Origin of the sequence: Trichocoleus sp. FACHB-40 (assembly GCF_014695915.1) — a bacterium.
Taxonomy (GTDB): domain Bacteria; phylum Cyanobacteriota; class Cyanobacteriia; order Cyanobacteriales; family FACHB-T130; genus Funiculus; species Funiculus sociatus.
Map to the genome: position 1 here is coordinate 1 of NZ_JACJPF010000114.1, position 14,356 is coordinate 14,356.

The following is a 14,356-nucleotide window of genomic DNA, read 5'->3' on the forward strand; positions in this document are numbered from 1 at the left end:
TGTAGAGTCGGCAGTAAAACAAATTGATAGAAGGTTAAAAATTTCAGGAGCGCAGTGGTTGATGAAAAATGTTAATCAAATGCTTAAGCTTCGGTGCGCCTACCTTAACGGATCAATATCCGTTTGATGCTCAAAAGCGCAAAACCGGGATGCTCCCCTTTTTCAATTGGCTCAAGCTGTAAAATTATCCCAATCCCTTTATGCTGACGCTGTGAAATTACTTTTATTCCCTTTATATTCAGAAGCTCCGTTAGAAGTTTGATTTCCTTTTTTCTGCTCATAACTGTAAATGTATCTCACCAGCTCTTTTTTTCTGTCTATAGTCAATAATAAATGCGCCCCATGTGTCAATCACCATCGGGCTTTACTCCCTATTACATACAATAAAGTTATCTCTATTTTTCTTTTTCCGCTATGTATTTAGCATACTAAGTACTGAAGAGCCTGACTTTTTAATTGTCGTGGAGACATATTAGTGTCGTTAAAGCAGCAAAGCCAGACTTAGCTGCTTTTGGGCATGGAGCCAGGGCACGCAATCTTTTGGAGTTGATAATAGGTCGCTCGCGCAAACTTTCTCTGTAATCTTGCAGTAGAGCGGCTTTGCGCGAGCGACACGAATTTGTCTCGATGTCATTTAATTTGGCACTATACAGAATTACTGGCGACTCTCGGAATCAGTAAACAGTCTTTGAACAGCCCATTACGGCAACTGGGCCACTTAGGGTTAGTCGAATTTAATATTGAAACCAGCGCTCGCCGGATCAAACGCCTAACCCTTACACCATCAGGTTTATTTTTAGAGAGTCAATTATCCGGCAATCAACGACAACGTTTTGCGCGGGTATTTGAAGTTGTCGGACTAGAAGGGGAGGCTGCATGGCGTAAGGTTATGTATCTACTAGCAGAGGATACATTCGCCGGGGAATAAACTAAGCAGCCTAACGGATCTGTTGAGGGGCGAGCGCAACACTAAAACGAAGCGAAAAACCGTTGCTCGCCGCTCCAACAGAGTTGTTCTACGGCGCTGCTACTCACAATTCATCAGCGCTTCAATGTCTGCCGCTACAATCTTCTCCAAATTGCGTGTAATCTTTTCAATGTCCCAATTCCACCAAGCAATTTCAAGTAATGCTTGGATGACTTCATCACTAAAGCGCTGGCGGATCAACTTGGCTGGATTTCCGCCGACGATTGTATAAGGTGCAACATCACCTACGACTACTGATTTTGCAGCAATGATAGCTCCATCTCCCACCTGTACTCCTGGCATAATGACCGCTTCATAGCCAATCCATACGTCATTACCCACAACCGTATCGCCTTTATAGGGCAGTTCCCCTGGTTGAGGGAATACTTTTTCCCAACCATTTTTGAAACCAAAAAATGGATAGGTCGAAAACCCATCCAACTTGTGATTTGCACCGTTCATGACGAATTTTATGCCCCTCGCTAAAGCACAAAATTTTCCAATGATTAAGCGATCGCCATCAAATGGAAAATGGTACAAGACATTCCGCTCAAAATCTTCGGAATTTTCTGGATCGTCGTAGTATGTGTAATCTCCAATGATGACATTAGGATTTGACACCGTGTTCTGAATGAAGCAAACTTGCGGAAAACCCTGCATTGGATGTTTATTTTTTGGATCTGGTCCGTACAAAGTTGACAGCTCCCAACTCTCAAAAATGCATTATCTCTGCATCTTAGCCAAAAGCTCAAAATCCTTTGTGACAAATCTTTTGGAGCCTCTGTGTTTTCCAATGACTCTGATCTTTTCATGTGTTTTGCCGCTCGCTGGAGGCAGAGCCACATCGGAGCATGCACGGCAAAGCAGGAACGGAACGAGTGCGATCGCCTCTCGCTGTAGGTTGGTTGAGTCTGTCAAGCCCTTGCTTATGAATCAGTCGGTAACGTGAAACCAAACATGACTCGATTGAGCGATCGCATTAAGTTGAAGCATAGAATGCGATCGCTCAATTAGATTTCAAACTGTGAATCTAGCAGTCACACTTCGCTCTCCAAGCGCTGACGGCTGGAGCACCTTGTTAGGCGTTCTTGTTCTACCTATGACTCTGGATACTCGGCGTGAGTTGGAAGCCCTCCGCTAGCACAACCCTACGACGCTCTGGATGCCCAGAAGATGTGATCCATCGGAGTGATAGGCGGTGCTGTATCCAACGAGCCTGCCGGAATAACCATGATCTTGCCGTTGCGCGTTAGAAGCGGGATCGGGCACACACAATGGCTGCAAAACCATTTCCACAGGATTGCGTGCCCTGGCTCCAAGCCCAAAAGCAGCTAAATTTAGCTTTGCTGCTTTAATGACACTAATATGTCTCCACGACAATTAAAAAGTCACTGTACAAAATTACGCGATCGCATCAATGCCTTTGCCACCGTTGTCGGAAACCTGCAACCGATTCTGGCTCAAGTTCCTACGTTTATCGAACAAGCGGCGATGAGTGCCGACCCTGAAGAAGAAGACGTTCTAATGTCAGAATTTGACCAGGTACTCAGCACTCCACCCCTACGTCCGGCTTTAGAAGAGATGGTGGCAATGGACGTGGAGGCTGACTTGGAGGACATCCGCAAGCCAATTTCCCCGGCTCCTGTTACACCAGAGACGATTGAGCAGCTATTTACAACTTCAGCAATTCTCAGGTCTTGTGGTGCATTGTTGGAAAGCAAGAGTAATCGCACTTGGCAACTCACTTACAAAGGGCGGAACTACAGCGTTACTTTTTATCCAGAGGTATTTGATGAAATGCCTTCGCTGCGGTTGATGAGTTTTGGAGAGCCGTTATTTGAGGAGTTGTTGAGTAGGTTCAACTCCTGGGTTGGGTCGTAGCCAGGACTATTGAAGGGAGAGTAGTCAGCACGAGAGGGAATTTTTTAACTGTAAATACTCCATGAGCGCGGTATACCGCGCTCATCAAACTCCCTTGATCTCCCTGTAGTTTGTTGCTCTTTAGACAATGCACGAGTCGTCTTACAACTTGCTTTGGCAACGCGATCGCCCAGAGCTAATAGCCTGGAGTCAGCACGAGAGGAAATTTTTCAAGTGGAAATACTCCATGAGCGCGGTATACCGCGCTCATCAAACTCCCTGTAGTTTGTTAAGTCCTTATCCTATCCTTAGACAATGCAAGAGTCGTAAGACGACTTGCCAACACAAGAGCTGTCTCTAGGATTTCTCTGTCAATCTGATATTGCTCGATAATTAGCCCGTCACTTTCTTCGTAACGGACTTCACTTTAATAACCACGCCTGTTACATTCCTTTAAGTGCAGTCACTGCACATTTACTAATTAGTTGAGCGATCGCTTATAACTTGGATTTTCTCTTGCCACTCTAGTGGGCACCATGCTCCCAGTATGGGTAATTCTGTTGAGGGGGTGACGCTGCTATCAGTTACCAATCAAAGGTAGCCGATTTGACTTGATGACGGTGATAGCAGCGCCGACATAAGCAAAAATCGTTAACCTACGTCAGGAGGGCAAAATAAAAGAGTTTTCAAGCGATCGCAGTGAGGGATGAGATGTCAGTGCAAAAAGTGCCGGTCATTGATTATCGCCAAGCGAATGCAGCCAATTCACTATTGCCCAAACCCTCTATCCTCTCAAGCTCTGGCTGGAGTAACCTGCATCTAGAAGTTTACCAGCAGCCAAAATTTGAAATCGCAGAGCATCAACATACGATGCATGCGATCGCGCTAGCCGCGCACGCTTGTGGGCTTCCTGAATCACCTAAACAACCAGAATTGGATAGCCTGATTGCGTCAGGAGAACGGTGGTTGGATGGAAAGCTGGTGCAGGAAAGGCGGAGAGTGGGAGATATTGCCATAATTCCTGCGGGCATTTTCCATCGCTGTAACTGGGCTACCTCAGTTGAGTTTATGATTTTGGCAATTGAGCCTGCCCTCCTCCAACAGGTCGGCCAAGATTTCGTGAATCCAGATCGCATTGAACTTACGCCCCGATTTATGAATGACGCAGATCCTTTGATTCAAGGAATTTTTTCAAGCTTGAGAGAGGAATTAGAGTCTGGCAAAATCGGTGGTGATTTGCTGATTGATAGCCTCAAAACCACATTAGCGATTCACCTGTTACGGAACTATTGCACCATCCAACCGAAGCTTTCCAGTTATCGGGATGGATTATCTCAATCAACGCTGCAACAGGTAACAGAGTATATTCATGAGCATCTCCATCAGGATTTGAAGCTGGTTGAGTTGTGCGCGATCGCTCAACTTAGCCCCTATCATTTTCTACGTCTGTTCAAGCAACGGACAGGAACCACGCCGCATCAATACATCCTGCAACGTCGAATTGAAAAAGCAAAACATCTGTTAAAACACAGCGAACTGAGCATTGCCGATATTGCAGCGCTAACAGGTTTCTGCGATCAAAGCCATTTGACGAGATGCTTCAAACGCATCGTTGGTATAACACCAAAACAGCTCCTGCAAACCTGACCGCAAGAATTTACTAAAATCGAGCAACTTTCTTCTAGAGTCCTAGATTGCCAACTTTCTAAGCTATTTACAGCAGGTTCTCTTGGAGAAAGAAGATGAAAATTGAACAAACCGAGGTATTAATTTCTACATCGGATGGAGAAATGCCCGCCTGCCTATTTACACCAACAGGATCTGATTACCTGGAAGTAGGCAGTGCTTCGCATTATAAGCCCGCCATCCTGCTGCTGATGGAGGCATTTGGCTTAACCTCACATATCCGAGATGTGGCAGCCCGGATTGCGAACGAAGGTTATGTAGTGCTGGCTCCAGATTTATACTACCGCGAGTTGCCCAACAACAAATTTGGTTATGACAAGGTTGAGCAAGCGATGGCAATGATGTGGCGCTTGGATTTCGGCAAGCCAATGGAGAACGACATTCGAGCCGCATTAGCCTATATAAAGTCACACTCAGAAGTGAACCCCCATCGTGTCGGCGTAACCGGGTTTTGTCTGGGCGGCGGCTTAACCTTTTTTACGGCTTGCAAGTTATCAAACGAAATTGCGGTCGCGGCTCCCTTCTACGGCATGGTTTCCGATGACTGGGTTAATGCAGTCAAAGACATCACGGTGCCTATCTACCTATTTTTCGGCGGTCAAGATCCCTTTATTCCAGGCGAGCGGATTCGGCAAATTGAGTCGCAATTTCAAGAACTTGGTAAAGACTACACCTTGAAGGTTTACCCCAATGCAGGTCATGGTTTTTTCTGCCACGAACGATCTGACTACAACCATCTGGCGGCGGAAGATGCCTGGGGCGAGGTGACTCGATTCTTCCATCAGCATCTACAGGTTTTCTCTTCCCAACCATTGACAGAACTTGTTTGATAGATAGCACTCTAAATTATCTTGGTTAAAGGTGTTTCTGATTCCACAGTTATTCTTGAACTTTTCTTGGCTCATTGCTCTAATAGATGTATGTTCAGAAGCAGCTTCAACCACTGCGTTAAGAAATAACTTTCGATTTTCTTCTGCCTAAAATATAGATGTATGTTCAGGAGCAGTTCCAACCACTACGTTAAGAAATAACTTTCAATTTTCTTCTGTCTAGATTAATGCTGGCTCATTAATCTAGACAGCTCTGTAATACACTAATTAATTCCTCCAATCGTATGACTTTGTGTCCAGAATGTTTATAAACACGGAGTTGTGATAAAGCTAGCTGTTCTTTTTTTGTTTGCTTACTAACATTCATTGACTTCCGGTCAATTACAAGCGTATCCTCAATTCCCTGGTCTAGATTTTCAGCAATTTCCAACAACGTTTCAGCAAACTCTTCCGGCACTCGGATTGTAGTTGTCGGCTTGTTTTTCCAGCGCGAAGGACGACCCCCACCCGCTCTCGCACCACCTCGATCAGAATTACCCATAATTAAAACCTTCAACTTTTGTTACTAAATTGACGAAGTATTAAGCTATGTAGCCGCTGTCACAAAACCCGTTGTTTTTATTCAAAAGCTTTCTTAACTCTGAAATATGCTTTTCTGGATTTGACACAGAATTGTTAAAAAATATTTAAAAATTACTCTAGGATTGAAATCCTTACACCGTAAGCGTTTCAGCCTCGTGTTCCTAGAAATCGCCTTAGAGCTACTCATTGACAATTATCATTACTTGTGATATCGATTCATCCCAAAACATTAATGGCGGCCCGTGTTTGGTCAGGAGAAACTTCTAGGTATTTCTGCAAAGCTCCTAAGTCCTTATGTCCGCTGATTTCTTGCAGCACCCGAAGGATAACTCCTTCGCGGTGCATGATGGTGAGCGATGTCCGCCGACAGCTGTGAGAGGAAGCTCCAGAAATCCCAAGTTTGTCAAAAGTTATCTCAAAAATGTTGATAGCATTTCTGAGGCTAAGACATCCCTGACCTTGTTTTCCTGGAAACAGGAATGGATTGTTGGGTTCGGCGAATAAAAATCCGTAATTTGATGAATCGGTTACTCCTAAAGTGTCATATTTTATCGTTGGCGAAGTATTGGCATCAAGTTGAGATTTGATGAGTTTTGATTCATGAAAATAACTATGGCAATTTTTACAGAGGCGAACTTGTTCTTTATCTCTGTACCACCCTTGCTTACTAAAATGCTTAGAATCGCAAAGAGGACATTGGAACATATTGTTCCAAACCAGTTTTCCTTCTGAATTTAAGTTCTTATGGCTCCACCCGCCAAATAGTTCTCGCAGCCGGAGTAATTCTAAAGAATCTTGGCGATACTGCTGGAGAATTTTTTTAAGATGAGGGTGAGTGGGAATCGTCCGAGTCGCTTGTTGTCCTTTGGTATTGGCTTTACGAATGATAATGTCATCTCGCACTGTTTCCTCATGAAAAGCGTCAACGAAATGCATTTGACGGGCTTCAGAAACTCGACAAGCTGTATAAAAGCAGGTAGCAAATAGAGCTTTATCCCTAGCAAATCTAAACCCTTGCTCAAATAGCTGTTCAATTTCTCTATCGCTGAGGACTTTGGCTCGACCATTTCTGTCAATCAACATGAGTTTATGGCTCCTAAATTCCTAAATAAATTATGATGACAATTTTACATAACTTTCAATGGCAGAATTATCGACTTCAGCACAAATATAGGAATCCTAAATGAGATTAAAACGCCAACCCGTTGTCACCACTTTTCTGCCAGGCTTGGGGGTTCGTAAATCAAATAGGATTGCTATATTCAGGTTAAGGTAAAAGAAACACAGCCTCTTCAACTTCTTCTCTAGAAACTTCTAGATATTTTTGGAGATTGGAGACCCGGCTATGTCCAGAAATATTTTGAGTGACTCTGATGGGCACCCCAGCTTTATGCATCTCTGTTAGTGCTGTCCGTCGCCAACTATGAGTAGAAGCTCCAACTAAATTCACTCGCCTACAACCCTTCATGAAGATGCCAATAGCTGTGTTCAAAGCGAGACACCCTTTTCCTTCTGCGCCAGGAAATAAATAAGGGTTGTTGGGATACATGAAAAGAAAACCGTAACTCATTGAGTTATAAACTCCCAGACGAATTACAGTGTCTCTCAGTTCAGGATAATCCACGAAAGCTGTTTTTATTTGAAAGCGATACAAACAGCTTTTACATTTATACATTTGTTTATCCCGACCCATCCCAGCAGTTGTAATATCGTAGCTGGCACATTTAGGGCAAATAATTCTCTGCTCGTTGTCAAAAACTTGACCACAATACAAGCTCTTGTAATCCCATTGTCCAATAATTGGTTTAATCTTTAGAAGTTTCCTAGAGTCTTGGATGTATTTTTCTAAAGATTGGGCTAGATTTGGATGAGTGGGAATGCAGCGAGTAGCTTGTTGACCTTTAGTAATGCATTTCCTAATGACGATAGTATCTCGAACTTTATCCCCATCAAAGATATCTGTGTACCGAGCTTGTCGCGCTTCTGAAATCCGACAGGCTGTGTAGTAACAGAGTTCATTCAAGGCGCGGTCTCTTTGACAGAGAAAACCTTGATTCAACAAAAGTTGTCTTTCTTGTGGGGTTAAGATTTTGGCCTGACCGTTTCTATTGACTTTCATCGTTCTTATTTCAACTGTAAATTGAATGGAGTTGTGAATTAAGGAGTAAACCTTTAACTACAACGTTCTGAAACACAGCTTTTTGTTCAACACGCACCAGAAAATTAATGACCAGCAATGACGGTAGTCACTCAGGAACGTCTTCCCTAGTCGCGGTAAAATCCTAAAAAGTCTCACTCAAATAGTATAAGACAAAATCCTAAAAACTTACACTAAAATTTTAGATAGAGGAATGACAGATTTTTAAACCGAGAGAGTGAGGTAGTTAGACTTGAGCTAAAAACGTGTCTGTGCAAGAAGTTCCTGCATTCAATCAGGGAATGACTTGCACAGTTTAAGGCTCTGAAAAATCTTCAGGGGAGTCTTCTGGCTCCAACTGTTCAGCAAGCTGAAACTGTTCAATGATGTGTTTAGTGGAGCCGATATTAGTATCAGTCTGTTCTGGGGATGTCAACGCTCCCAGTAACAGGTCAGGCTGATTAATTGGCTTATTGGGCGGCGGTGTCAACGCTCCCAGTAACGGGTCAGGCTGATTAATTGGGTTATTGGGCGGTGGTGTCAACGCTCCCAGTAATGGGTCAGGCTGATTAATTGGACGCTTGGGAGATCGCATCTGTTGAGCAATCTGTGCTGCCGGAGTGTCATACCTCTGGGGAGGTGGCGACCATTGAGGAATTTGTCCCTGGCTGACCCTAGTCGCGTAATCTGGTGTTGAACATCCGATTTGTTCTAAGTAAGCGAAAGCAGTGTGTCGAAAAGCTCGCGGTGTGACTTGCTTGGGAGTACCAAACAACACTGAGGTAGCTTTGTAGATGGCTGTGGAAACCAGCTCAGAAATGTCGCGGGTACTAAGGGGTTGGCCTATGGTTTCGGGTGTGCGATTAGAACCAAGCCGTACAAAGACTAAATTATGATCCGTGGGAATCTTGGAACGCCACTGCTCCCTCCAGGTGTCCAAGTCTTGAGCGAGATGCTTAGGCAATCGAAACTCGCGGGAGGCTAAAGTTTTTCTCCCCCTTTCCGACTTCAGGCCAGATTGAACCCGGTAGCCGTTTTTTTCACGAAATAGCGTGCGCTGCCACTCCAACTGAGAAATTTCTTTTTGGCGAATCGGCAAGTAAACTAGAAGAGCGGTAATCAGGTAACGTTGCCAGGATTTCAAGATTGCCGCTTCTGAGCGTGGCGCTCCTGACTGATCCCGTGGTGCACAGCACTGCCGTAAATACTCGACAATCTGCTCCCCTTCTTCCAAGGTTAGCTCTGCTTTGCCCTGGCTCTGTTGTGAGGACTCGTGTTCGTAATTAGTTCTAAGGGTATGTAAATAATCCTGTAGCGCTTTAACGGCAGAAATTTCTGAGTTGGGCTGCTTCTGGGAGTCCAGCCATTTAGCAACAGATAGAGATGCCTGAACCATATTGAGCGCCCAGCCGTAGCTGTTGCCCTTTTGCTTAAAACCCCAGTCGATGAAAACTTGGAGTTGCTCTAGCGAAGCCACTTGCTCAATTGCGAGCTGTTCGGAAGAGTATCCCTGAATATTGTGCAACCATCCCAAAATGCAGAGAATATTACTTCTATAAGTTTCAAAGGTGTCGAGCGCGATCGCTTTTCCTTTTCTTCCCCGTACTTGAGATTTAGTCCAAAAATCGCCCAGTTGTTCGAGCTGCTGCTCTAGCTTATGGGTAAGCTCTTCCTGTTTGAGGGCATAGGGTTCTGCCTGATGCGGTCTTGCCTTCTGTTGTGTTTTGGACAACATTTGACCGATGTACATCTGAGGTGCATACTCCCCACTCCGACTGCTTGGGGTAGGGTCATCCCAAGCTTGGGTATACATCCAGCTCAAAAATCTCTGCAAAGCTGAGTGGTAGTTGTTGAGGGTTCCACGGGAAACTTTTCGCGCTTTTGAATGCAGATTTGAGCCAGTATCCAGGGTTTCTAGGAGTTGTCTTGCGTTTCCTAAAAACTGTGACAACGGAATTTTTGCCAGACATTCATCTAGATGACTTCGTAGTTCAGCTTCCGCAAACCCATAGTTTGGCAAAATATACCGTCTTAAAGCTGTCTGAAGATTACTGACGAGTCGGGGGTTAGCCTGAGCTGCCTTAGTCTTGGTAAATTGCTCTAATGCTTCACTGACTGTCTTTGGTTGCATGGTTGCTTAATTCCAGCTACTGCCCCAACGGCTTGCATATCGCTTCTGTGTTGAGCTTACCGCCATTATGTGTGGCAGCAGTCAGCTCGCGGCTTTCTGCTCCTCTGGAAAGGGTAGTTACTGCCCTCTTATACTATCTCAGGAGCAATTGGTGAGCCGCTACTGACACAAAGCAATTGGAGCAGCTCCAATTGCTAGTTGGAACAAGAAAGGGATCGTACTTCTTAAAATGTGCCAATCATCAGAGCAGCCGCCACTGTGACTCACCAAATATCGGTACCCATTCCCCAGATTCCAACTTAAAAGCCCAGTACCCCTGCCGTGGGGGATTAGGAATTGAAACCATCACCGCCTCTACCCATTCAATTGTTTGGTCTAAATGCGTACCCGGAATTTGCTGAATCAGGCATTTTTTGCCAATAGGTGCAGCGCCATTTTGTCCAGGGGATATTTGCGATAAATCAGGGTTGTCAAGATTATCGCCAACAGGTATTAAGCAAGGATTTTCACTCATGAGAGAGCAAGATGCGATCGCATCCTCCTCTAAAACAGGTTGCGGCTGCACAACTTCAGTTTGCACAACTTCAGTTTCTAGCACGGGACCGTTAGAGGTTATTACCACGCCTGGGGTTTCTCTAACCCATCTCTCGATATTGACCCGATTCTTCGGTATTCGCCGCCACTCAAGACGCTTCACCTGCACCTGGATAAAGAGCGGTACCTCAGAAGACGGCTCAAGGGCCTTTTCCTCCCCGTACCCCTCTTTGAAGTCAGATACGGCTGCCTCTGGATGCCTTTGAGGGGCATCCGAGGCAGACAGCGCATGTAATACCTTCATATATGGGGGGGGTGTAGGAATTTCTGGCGAATCCAGTGCAGGTAAGGGTTCCGGCTCTTCTATCAGGTTTTCTAATGGCTCTACTAGAGCTATTTCGGCCTCAGTAGAAGTGTTTGAAACTGTCTCTGGTTGGTTTATTTCACACCTTTGGTTGTGGCGTTTTGGATGCCACAAGTCTAAATAGGATTGCTTATATAAAGTTTTGTGGCTAATCGTTACTCCAAACAATTGCTTGGTTGTGGCAATCAGGGCTTTAGCTCTTGCTGTGGCAGCCGTGGGCAGGGTCTTAGTCGCTTCTAGGTGGGATAGGGCGTTTTTTACCCGCTCTTGGGCTTGGGCGCTGCGTTGCTCGTTAATGCGATCGCTCAACGGTACTATGTTGTTGGCTGCTCCGGAGCTGGTGTCTTTATTGAATGTGTCGGAGTATGTACGAGACCGCTTTGGATAGCCGCAATAAGGAACATAGAAGCTTTCTGCTGCATGCGCCCATTCTCTTGCTCTTTTTCCAATTTCATGTTGATGGGAGCAGTATTGCTGATAACCTGGGGCGTTGATTGCGGTCTTTTCAATGTAGTTTATTAGTTGTTGACCGCTGAGGGCTAGCCATACAACACCATAAGTGGCAAAGTCTTTCAAGAGTTCGTTGGTCTGCCCTGGCGCTGTCCAACCTTCGCTAATCCGAGTTTCTAAGTGTTGTTTCCAAACTTCGGCTTTAGACGTTGTGTTGGGGAGGTAGGAGAGTTTTTGACGTTGTAGGGCGGCGGCTAGTGCTTCTCTCAATTGGGACATATCCTGCTTTGTGGCGTGCATAGAAGCTACTTCCAGGAAGCGGGAGATGTCGTTGGTGAGGGGTTGGAGGTCAGTGTCCAGCAGGTAGGAGCCTACTTGGAGGGGCAAGCGATGTCCGTTGTAATTGGTGGGTTTTTCTTTGTTGTAGGGTTTGACGTTGGGGAAGATTTCTAGTTGTCCGGCGCTTAGTTGCAATCCTTGATCTTGGAGGGCGAATTTAATGGCACTGGCTAACGCTAGGGTGGGTACTGGCTCTGATAAGAAGAAGTAAATATGTAACCCGCCGCTACTGCTGGACTGGACGGGTAGGTGGCGACATAGCCCAATTTTCTCGGCTGCTTGAAGGATTAATTGAAATTTCTCTGGGTCATTGTTGGGGTGGTAGTCGCTGCCTCTATCGATATCTATGAGTGCGTAGCGAGTCTCCCTGTCAAATCGCAACCCTAGGATGATGTTCGGGTCTTTGTACATTTCCCAGAGATTGCGGGGTTCGAGGGGGTAGCTGTTCTGTGTTGTCCACTGGGGTTTACTCCCTGGCTCTGGTACGGGAGCTGATAGAAAATTCCACGGGTGATTAAAATATTCGCAAAATCTTGCTCCCACTGGGTCGGCTGGTTTCAACCCTATAGTTTTTCCGGCTGCTGCTGCAACCATAATAGATGCCTCCATCGCTTGTGTGTCGCGTAGAAACGGATAGAGGCGATCTATTTTCGGCTTCAACTTGTTGTAACAAAGTTATAATTCTTGCTACGATAAAGCCAGCGCGGGTTAGCTATAAGCCGCCCAGATGGTGAATTTAACTTTCCCGAGTCTTCCACCTTCTGAGCTAGAAGCCTCTAGCCCGTTCTACAAAATTTAATATTTGTTTTTTTGATTTAAGGGAGTCTAGGATGCTCTCCAATTCAGCAATTTGCTGTTTAAGGAGTGTAACCTTGGCTCCTTTTGCTTTCTTCCCTGCAAATAGTCCTTCTCCTTCTAACTAATTCATTATGGGCAAGCCCGATACGGTACTCAAAAGCTTTTTTAGCTAGTTGACTCCTCCGGCTTTGATACTGGAATAACGCCACGACCGATGCGTTCCATCAGTTCGGAGCGAGAGACATCCCACGCTTTAGCTAACTCATCTAAACCCTCAATGCTAGTGGGAGTCAGGGTGAAATTTACCCGTTTCTTCATCTCATCATAGAAGGCGGGTTCTCCTTTCGTGCGCGGTCTTTTGCCTCCTTTCTTCATAGCGTTCTTCTCAAGTATACATTTGCTTGTCCTCTTCAAGACTTTTGGTAGTAATATCAAGTCAACCTAATCAAGTATATATTTGAGACGGAACCAAGGCGAGTGGCGGCCAACCTCTGCCCTAGCTAACCTCTTTCCACTTGTCAAGTTTAGAGGACAAATTAATAATGACAGAGAACTTACGACAGAAGCAAACGGATAGCTTGTCTACCTATCAGCAAGCCCTAAACGATTCTTGCATCACAGATATGGTAGAAAAACTCAGCGACTGCTCTAATTGCGCCACAAAAAGTGACATAATTACTTGCTAGAATGGCTTTCTGAGCAAGTAATTATGAGTCCCCTCTCTGAAACTGCTTCTTCACCCAATGAGTCAGAATTGGCGCTGACAATACCGCTGCCGCTCACCCGACACCCAGCCTATGTATATCTGACTTCTTTGGGGATGGGGTCAAGACAGACGATGCGGGGGTCTCTGTCGGCGATCGCGTCCTTGCTAACGAATGGTCTTTGCGATGCCATGACGCTTGATTGGTCGAAGCTGCGTTACCAGCACACGGCGGCGGTGCGTGCGGTATTAATGGAAAAGTATCACCCCAGCACTGCTAATAAGATGCTTTCGGCATTGCGGCGGGTGTTGCAGGAAGCTAAAAGATTGGATTTGATGTCAGCGACTGACTATAAATCGGCTTCTGATATTCGCAGCATTCCGGTCACGAAGCAGCTGCGAGGTCGTGCCTTGGTTCTAGAAGAAATTGCGGCTTTGATGAAGGTTTGTCAACACGATGCTACTCCCACTGGGGCGAGAGATGCGGCTTTAGTAGCGATTTTGCGCGGAGGAGGGTTGCGACGGCGGGAGGCTGTAAATCTGGATTTATGTGACTTTTACCCAGATACGGGGGCGATTGAAGTCAAGAATGGTAAGGGGGGGAAAGACCGGACGGTGTACCTATCAAGCGGGGCGATGCGGGTGGTTGAAAATTGGCTAAAAGTTAGAGGAAATGCACCGGGTCCATTGTTGTGTCCGGTTAGCCGGGGGAAGCGGGTCTTGATGCGACGCCTTACTTCGCAAGCGGTGCTGTTTATTTTGCAAAAACGGGGAGAGGAAGCGGGGGTTGCTGATTTCTCGACTCACGATTTTCGGCGCACGTTTATCTCAGACTTACTGGGGGCGGGGGTTGATATTGTAACGGCGCAGCGGCTAGCGGGACATAATGACCCAGTCACGACTTCACGCTATGACAGAAGAGGAGAGGCGGTGAAACGACAGGCAGCCCAGTTGCTGGAGCTTCCCGGCATTTAG

The 14,356-nt window shown here is 45.7% G+C and carries 13 protein-coding genes and 2 pseudogenes; 6 read left to right on the forward strand and 9 right to left on the reverse strand.

Features of this window, described 5'->3' with window-relative positions; genetic code table 11:
- Nucleotides 1-127 (forward strand): annotated as a pseudogene (locus H6F63_RS27615) (ISKra4 family transposase); the annotation flags it as partial.
- On the opposite strand, the gene H6F63_RS27620 reads toward H6F63_RS27615, so the two are convergent.
- Nucleotides 105-281, reverse strand: coding sequence for a hypothetical protein (locus H6F63_RS27620; RefSeq protein ID WP_190640521.1), 177 nt, complete (start codon nt 279-281; stop codon nt 105-107). The pseudogene H6F63_RS27615 and the gene H6F63_RS27620 overlap by 23 nt on opposite strands.
- A 407-nt stretch (nt 282-688) precedes the next feature.
- Between H6F63_RS27620 and H6F63_RS27625 the strand changes: the two genes are divergently transcribed.
- Nucleotides 689-928, forward strand: a complete 240-nt coding sequence (locus H6F63_RS27625; protein ID WP_190640486.1) for a hypothetical protein — start codon at nt 689-691, stop codon at nt 926-928.
- A gap of 99 nt (nt 929-1,027) precedes the next feature.
- Here H6F63_RS27625 and H6F63_RS27630 read toward each other — a convergent pair whose 3' ends face one another.
- Together H6F63_RS27630 and H6F63_RS31225 are read right to left on the reverse strand one after the other, a co-directional pair.
- Nucleotides 1,028-1,660, reverse strand: a complete 633-nt coding sequence (locus tag H6F63_RS27630) for a Vat family streptogramin A O-acetyltransferase (RefSeq protein WP_190640487.1) — start codon at nt 1,658-1,660, stop codon at nt 1,028-1,030.
- 455 nt (nt 1,661-2,115) lie between these two features.
- Entirely contained in the window at nt 2,116-2,292 is a 177-nt protein-coding gene (locus H6F63_RS31225) for a GFA family protein (protein WP_347276843.1), read from the reverse strand.
- Between the two features lie 73 nt (nt 2,293-2,365).
- Between H6F63_RS31225 and H6F63_RS27640 the strand changes: the two are divergent.
- The 3 genes and pseudogenes from H6F63_RS27640 to H6F63_RS27650 all read left to right on the forward strand — a co-directional run.
- Nucleotides 2,366-2,848: pseudogene (locus H6F63_RS27640) on the forward strand (helicase); the annotation flags it as partial.
- A gap of 690 nt (nt 2,849-3,538) precedes the next feature.
- Nucleotides 3,539-4,474, forward strand: coding sequence for an AraC family transcriptional regulator (locus H6F63_RS27645; protein WP_190640488.1), 936 nt, complete (start codon nt 3,539-3,541; stop codon nt 4,472-4,474).
- A 95-nt stretch (nt 4,475-4,569) separates the two neighbouring features.
- Nucleotides 4,570-5,343: a dienelactone hydrolase family protein gene (locus H6F63_RS27650; protein ID WP_190640489.1), complete on the forward strand. Its 774-nt coding sequence runs from the start codon at nt 4,570-4,572 to the stop codon at nt 5,341-5,343.
- A gap of 238 nt (nt 5,344-5,581) precedes the next feature.
- Here H6F63_RS27650 and H6F63_RS27655 read toward each other — a convergent pair whose 3' ends face one another.
- The 6 genes from H6F63_RS27655 to H6F63_RS27680 all read right to left on the reverse strand — a co-directional run bounded on the left by H6F63_RS27655 (nt 5,582) and on the right by H6F63_RS27680 (nt 13,053).
- On the reverse strand, nt 5,582-5,884 hold the full coding sequence (locus H6F63_RS27655; RefSeq protein ID WP_190640490.1) for a hypothetical protein: 303 nt from the start codon (nt 5,882-5,884) through the stop codon (nt 5,582-5,584).
- Between the two features lie 257 nt (nt 5,885-6,141).
- Nucleotides 6,142-7,008 carry a site-specific integrase gene (locus tag H6F63_RS27660; RefSeq protein WP_190640491.1) on the reverse strand — a complete coding sequence of 289 codons (867 nt, stop codon included), beginning with the start codon at nt 7,006-7,008 and terminating at the stop codon, nt 6,142-6,144.
- A 184-nt stretch (nt 7,009-7,192) separates the two neighbouring features.
- Nucleotides 7,193-8,044 carry a site-specific integrase gene (locus H6F63_RS27665; RefSeq protein ID WP_190640492.1) on the reverse strand — a complete coding sequence of 284 codons (852 nt, stop codon included), beginning with the start codon at nt 8,042-8,044 and terminating at the stop codon, nt 7,193-7,195.
- A 334-nt stretch (nt 8,045-8,378) separates the two neighbouring features.
- On the reverse strand, nt 8,379-10,193 hold the full coding sequence (locus H6F63_RS27670) for a tyrosine-type recombinase/integrase (RefSeq protein ID WP_190640493.1): 1,815 nt from the start codon (nt 10,191-10,193) through the stop codon (nt 8,379-8,381).
- A 241-nt stretch (nt 10,194-10,434) separates the two neighbouring features.
- The gene (locus H6F63_RS27675) at nt 10,435-12,540 is read right to left on the reverse strand and encodes a hypothetical protein (protein WP_190640494.1); all 2,106 of its coding nucleotides are present in this window, start codon (nt 12,538-12,540) and stop codon (nt 10,435-10,437) included.
- A 303-nt stretch (nt 12,541-12,843) separates the two neighbouring features.
- Nucleotides 12,844-13,053: a ribbon-helix-helix domain-containing protein gene (locus tag H6F63_RS27680; protein ID WP_190414244.1), complete on the reverse strand. Its 210-nt coding sequence runs from the start codon at nt 13,051-13,053 to the stop codon at nt 12,844-12,846.
- A gap of 334 nt (nt 13,054-13,387) precedes the next feature.
- On the opposite strand from H6F63_RS27680, the gene H6F63_RS27685 reads away from it, so the two are divergent.
- The gene (locus tag H6F63_RS27685; protein WP_190640495.1) at nt 13,388-14,356 is read left to right on the forward strand and encodes a tyrosine-type recombinase/integrase; all 969 of its coding nucleotides are present in this window, start codon (nt 13,388-13,390) and stop codon (nt 14,354-14,356) included.

What these genes read in the sequence shown, in the direction of transcription:
- H6F63_RS27620 (WP_190640521.1), bottom strand. Translation starts at nt 281, where the DNA reads ATGAGCAGAAAAAAGGAAATCAAACTTCTAACGGAGCTTCTGAATATA.
- H6F63_RS27645 (WP_190640488.1), top strand. Translation starts at nt 3,539, where the DNA reads ATGTCAGTGCAAAAAGTGCCGGTCATTGATTATCGCCAAGCGAATGCA.
- H6F63_RS27650 (WP_190640489.1), top strand. Translation starts at nt 4,570, where the DNA reads ATGAAAATTGAACAAACCGAGGTATTAATTTCTACATCGGATGGAGAA.
- H6F63_RS27655 (WP_190640490.1), bottom strand. Translation starts at nt 5,884, where the DNA reads ATGGGTAATTCTGATCGAGGTGGTGCGAGAGCGGGTGGGGGTCGTCCT.
- H6F63_RS27660 (WP_190640491.1), bottom strand. Translation starts at nt 7,008, where the DNA reads ATGTTGATTGACAGAAATGGTCGAGCCAAAGTCCTCAGCGATAGAGAA.
- H6F63_RS27665 (WP_190640492.1), bottom strand. Translation starts at nt 8,044, where the DNA reads ATGAAAGTCAATAGAAACGGTCAGGCCAAAATCTTAACCCCACAAGAA.
- H6F63_RS27670 (WP_190640493.1), bottom strand. Translation starts at nt 10,193, where the DNA reads ATGCAACCAAAGACAGTCAGTGAAGCATTAGAGCAATTTACCAAGACT.
- H6F63_RS27680 (WP_190414244.1), bottom strand. Translation starts at nt 13,053, where the DNA reads ATGAAGAAAGGAGGCAAAAGACCGCGCACGAAAGGAGAACCCGCCTTC.
- H6F63_RS27685 (WP_190640495.1), top strand. Translation starts at nt 13,388, where the DNA reads ATGAGTCCCCTCTCTGAAACTGCTTCTTCACCCAATGAGTCAGAATTG.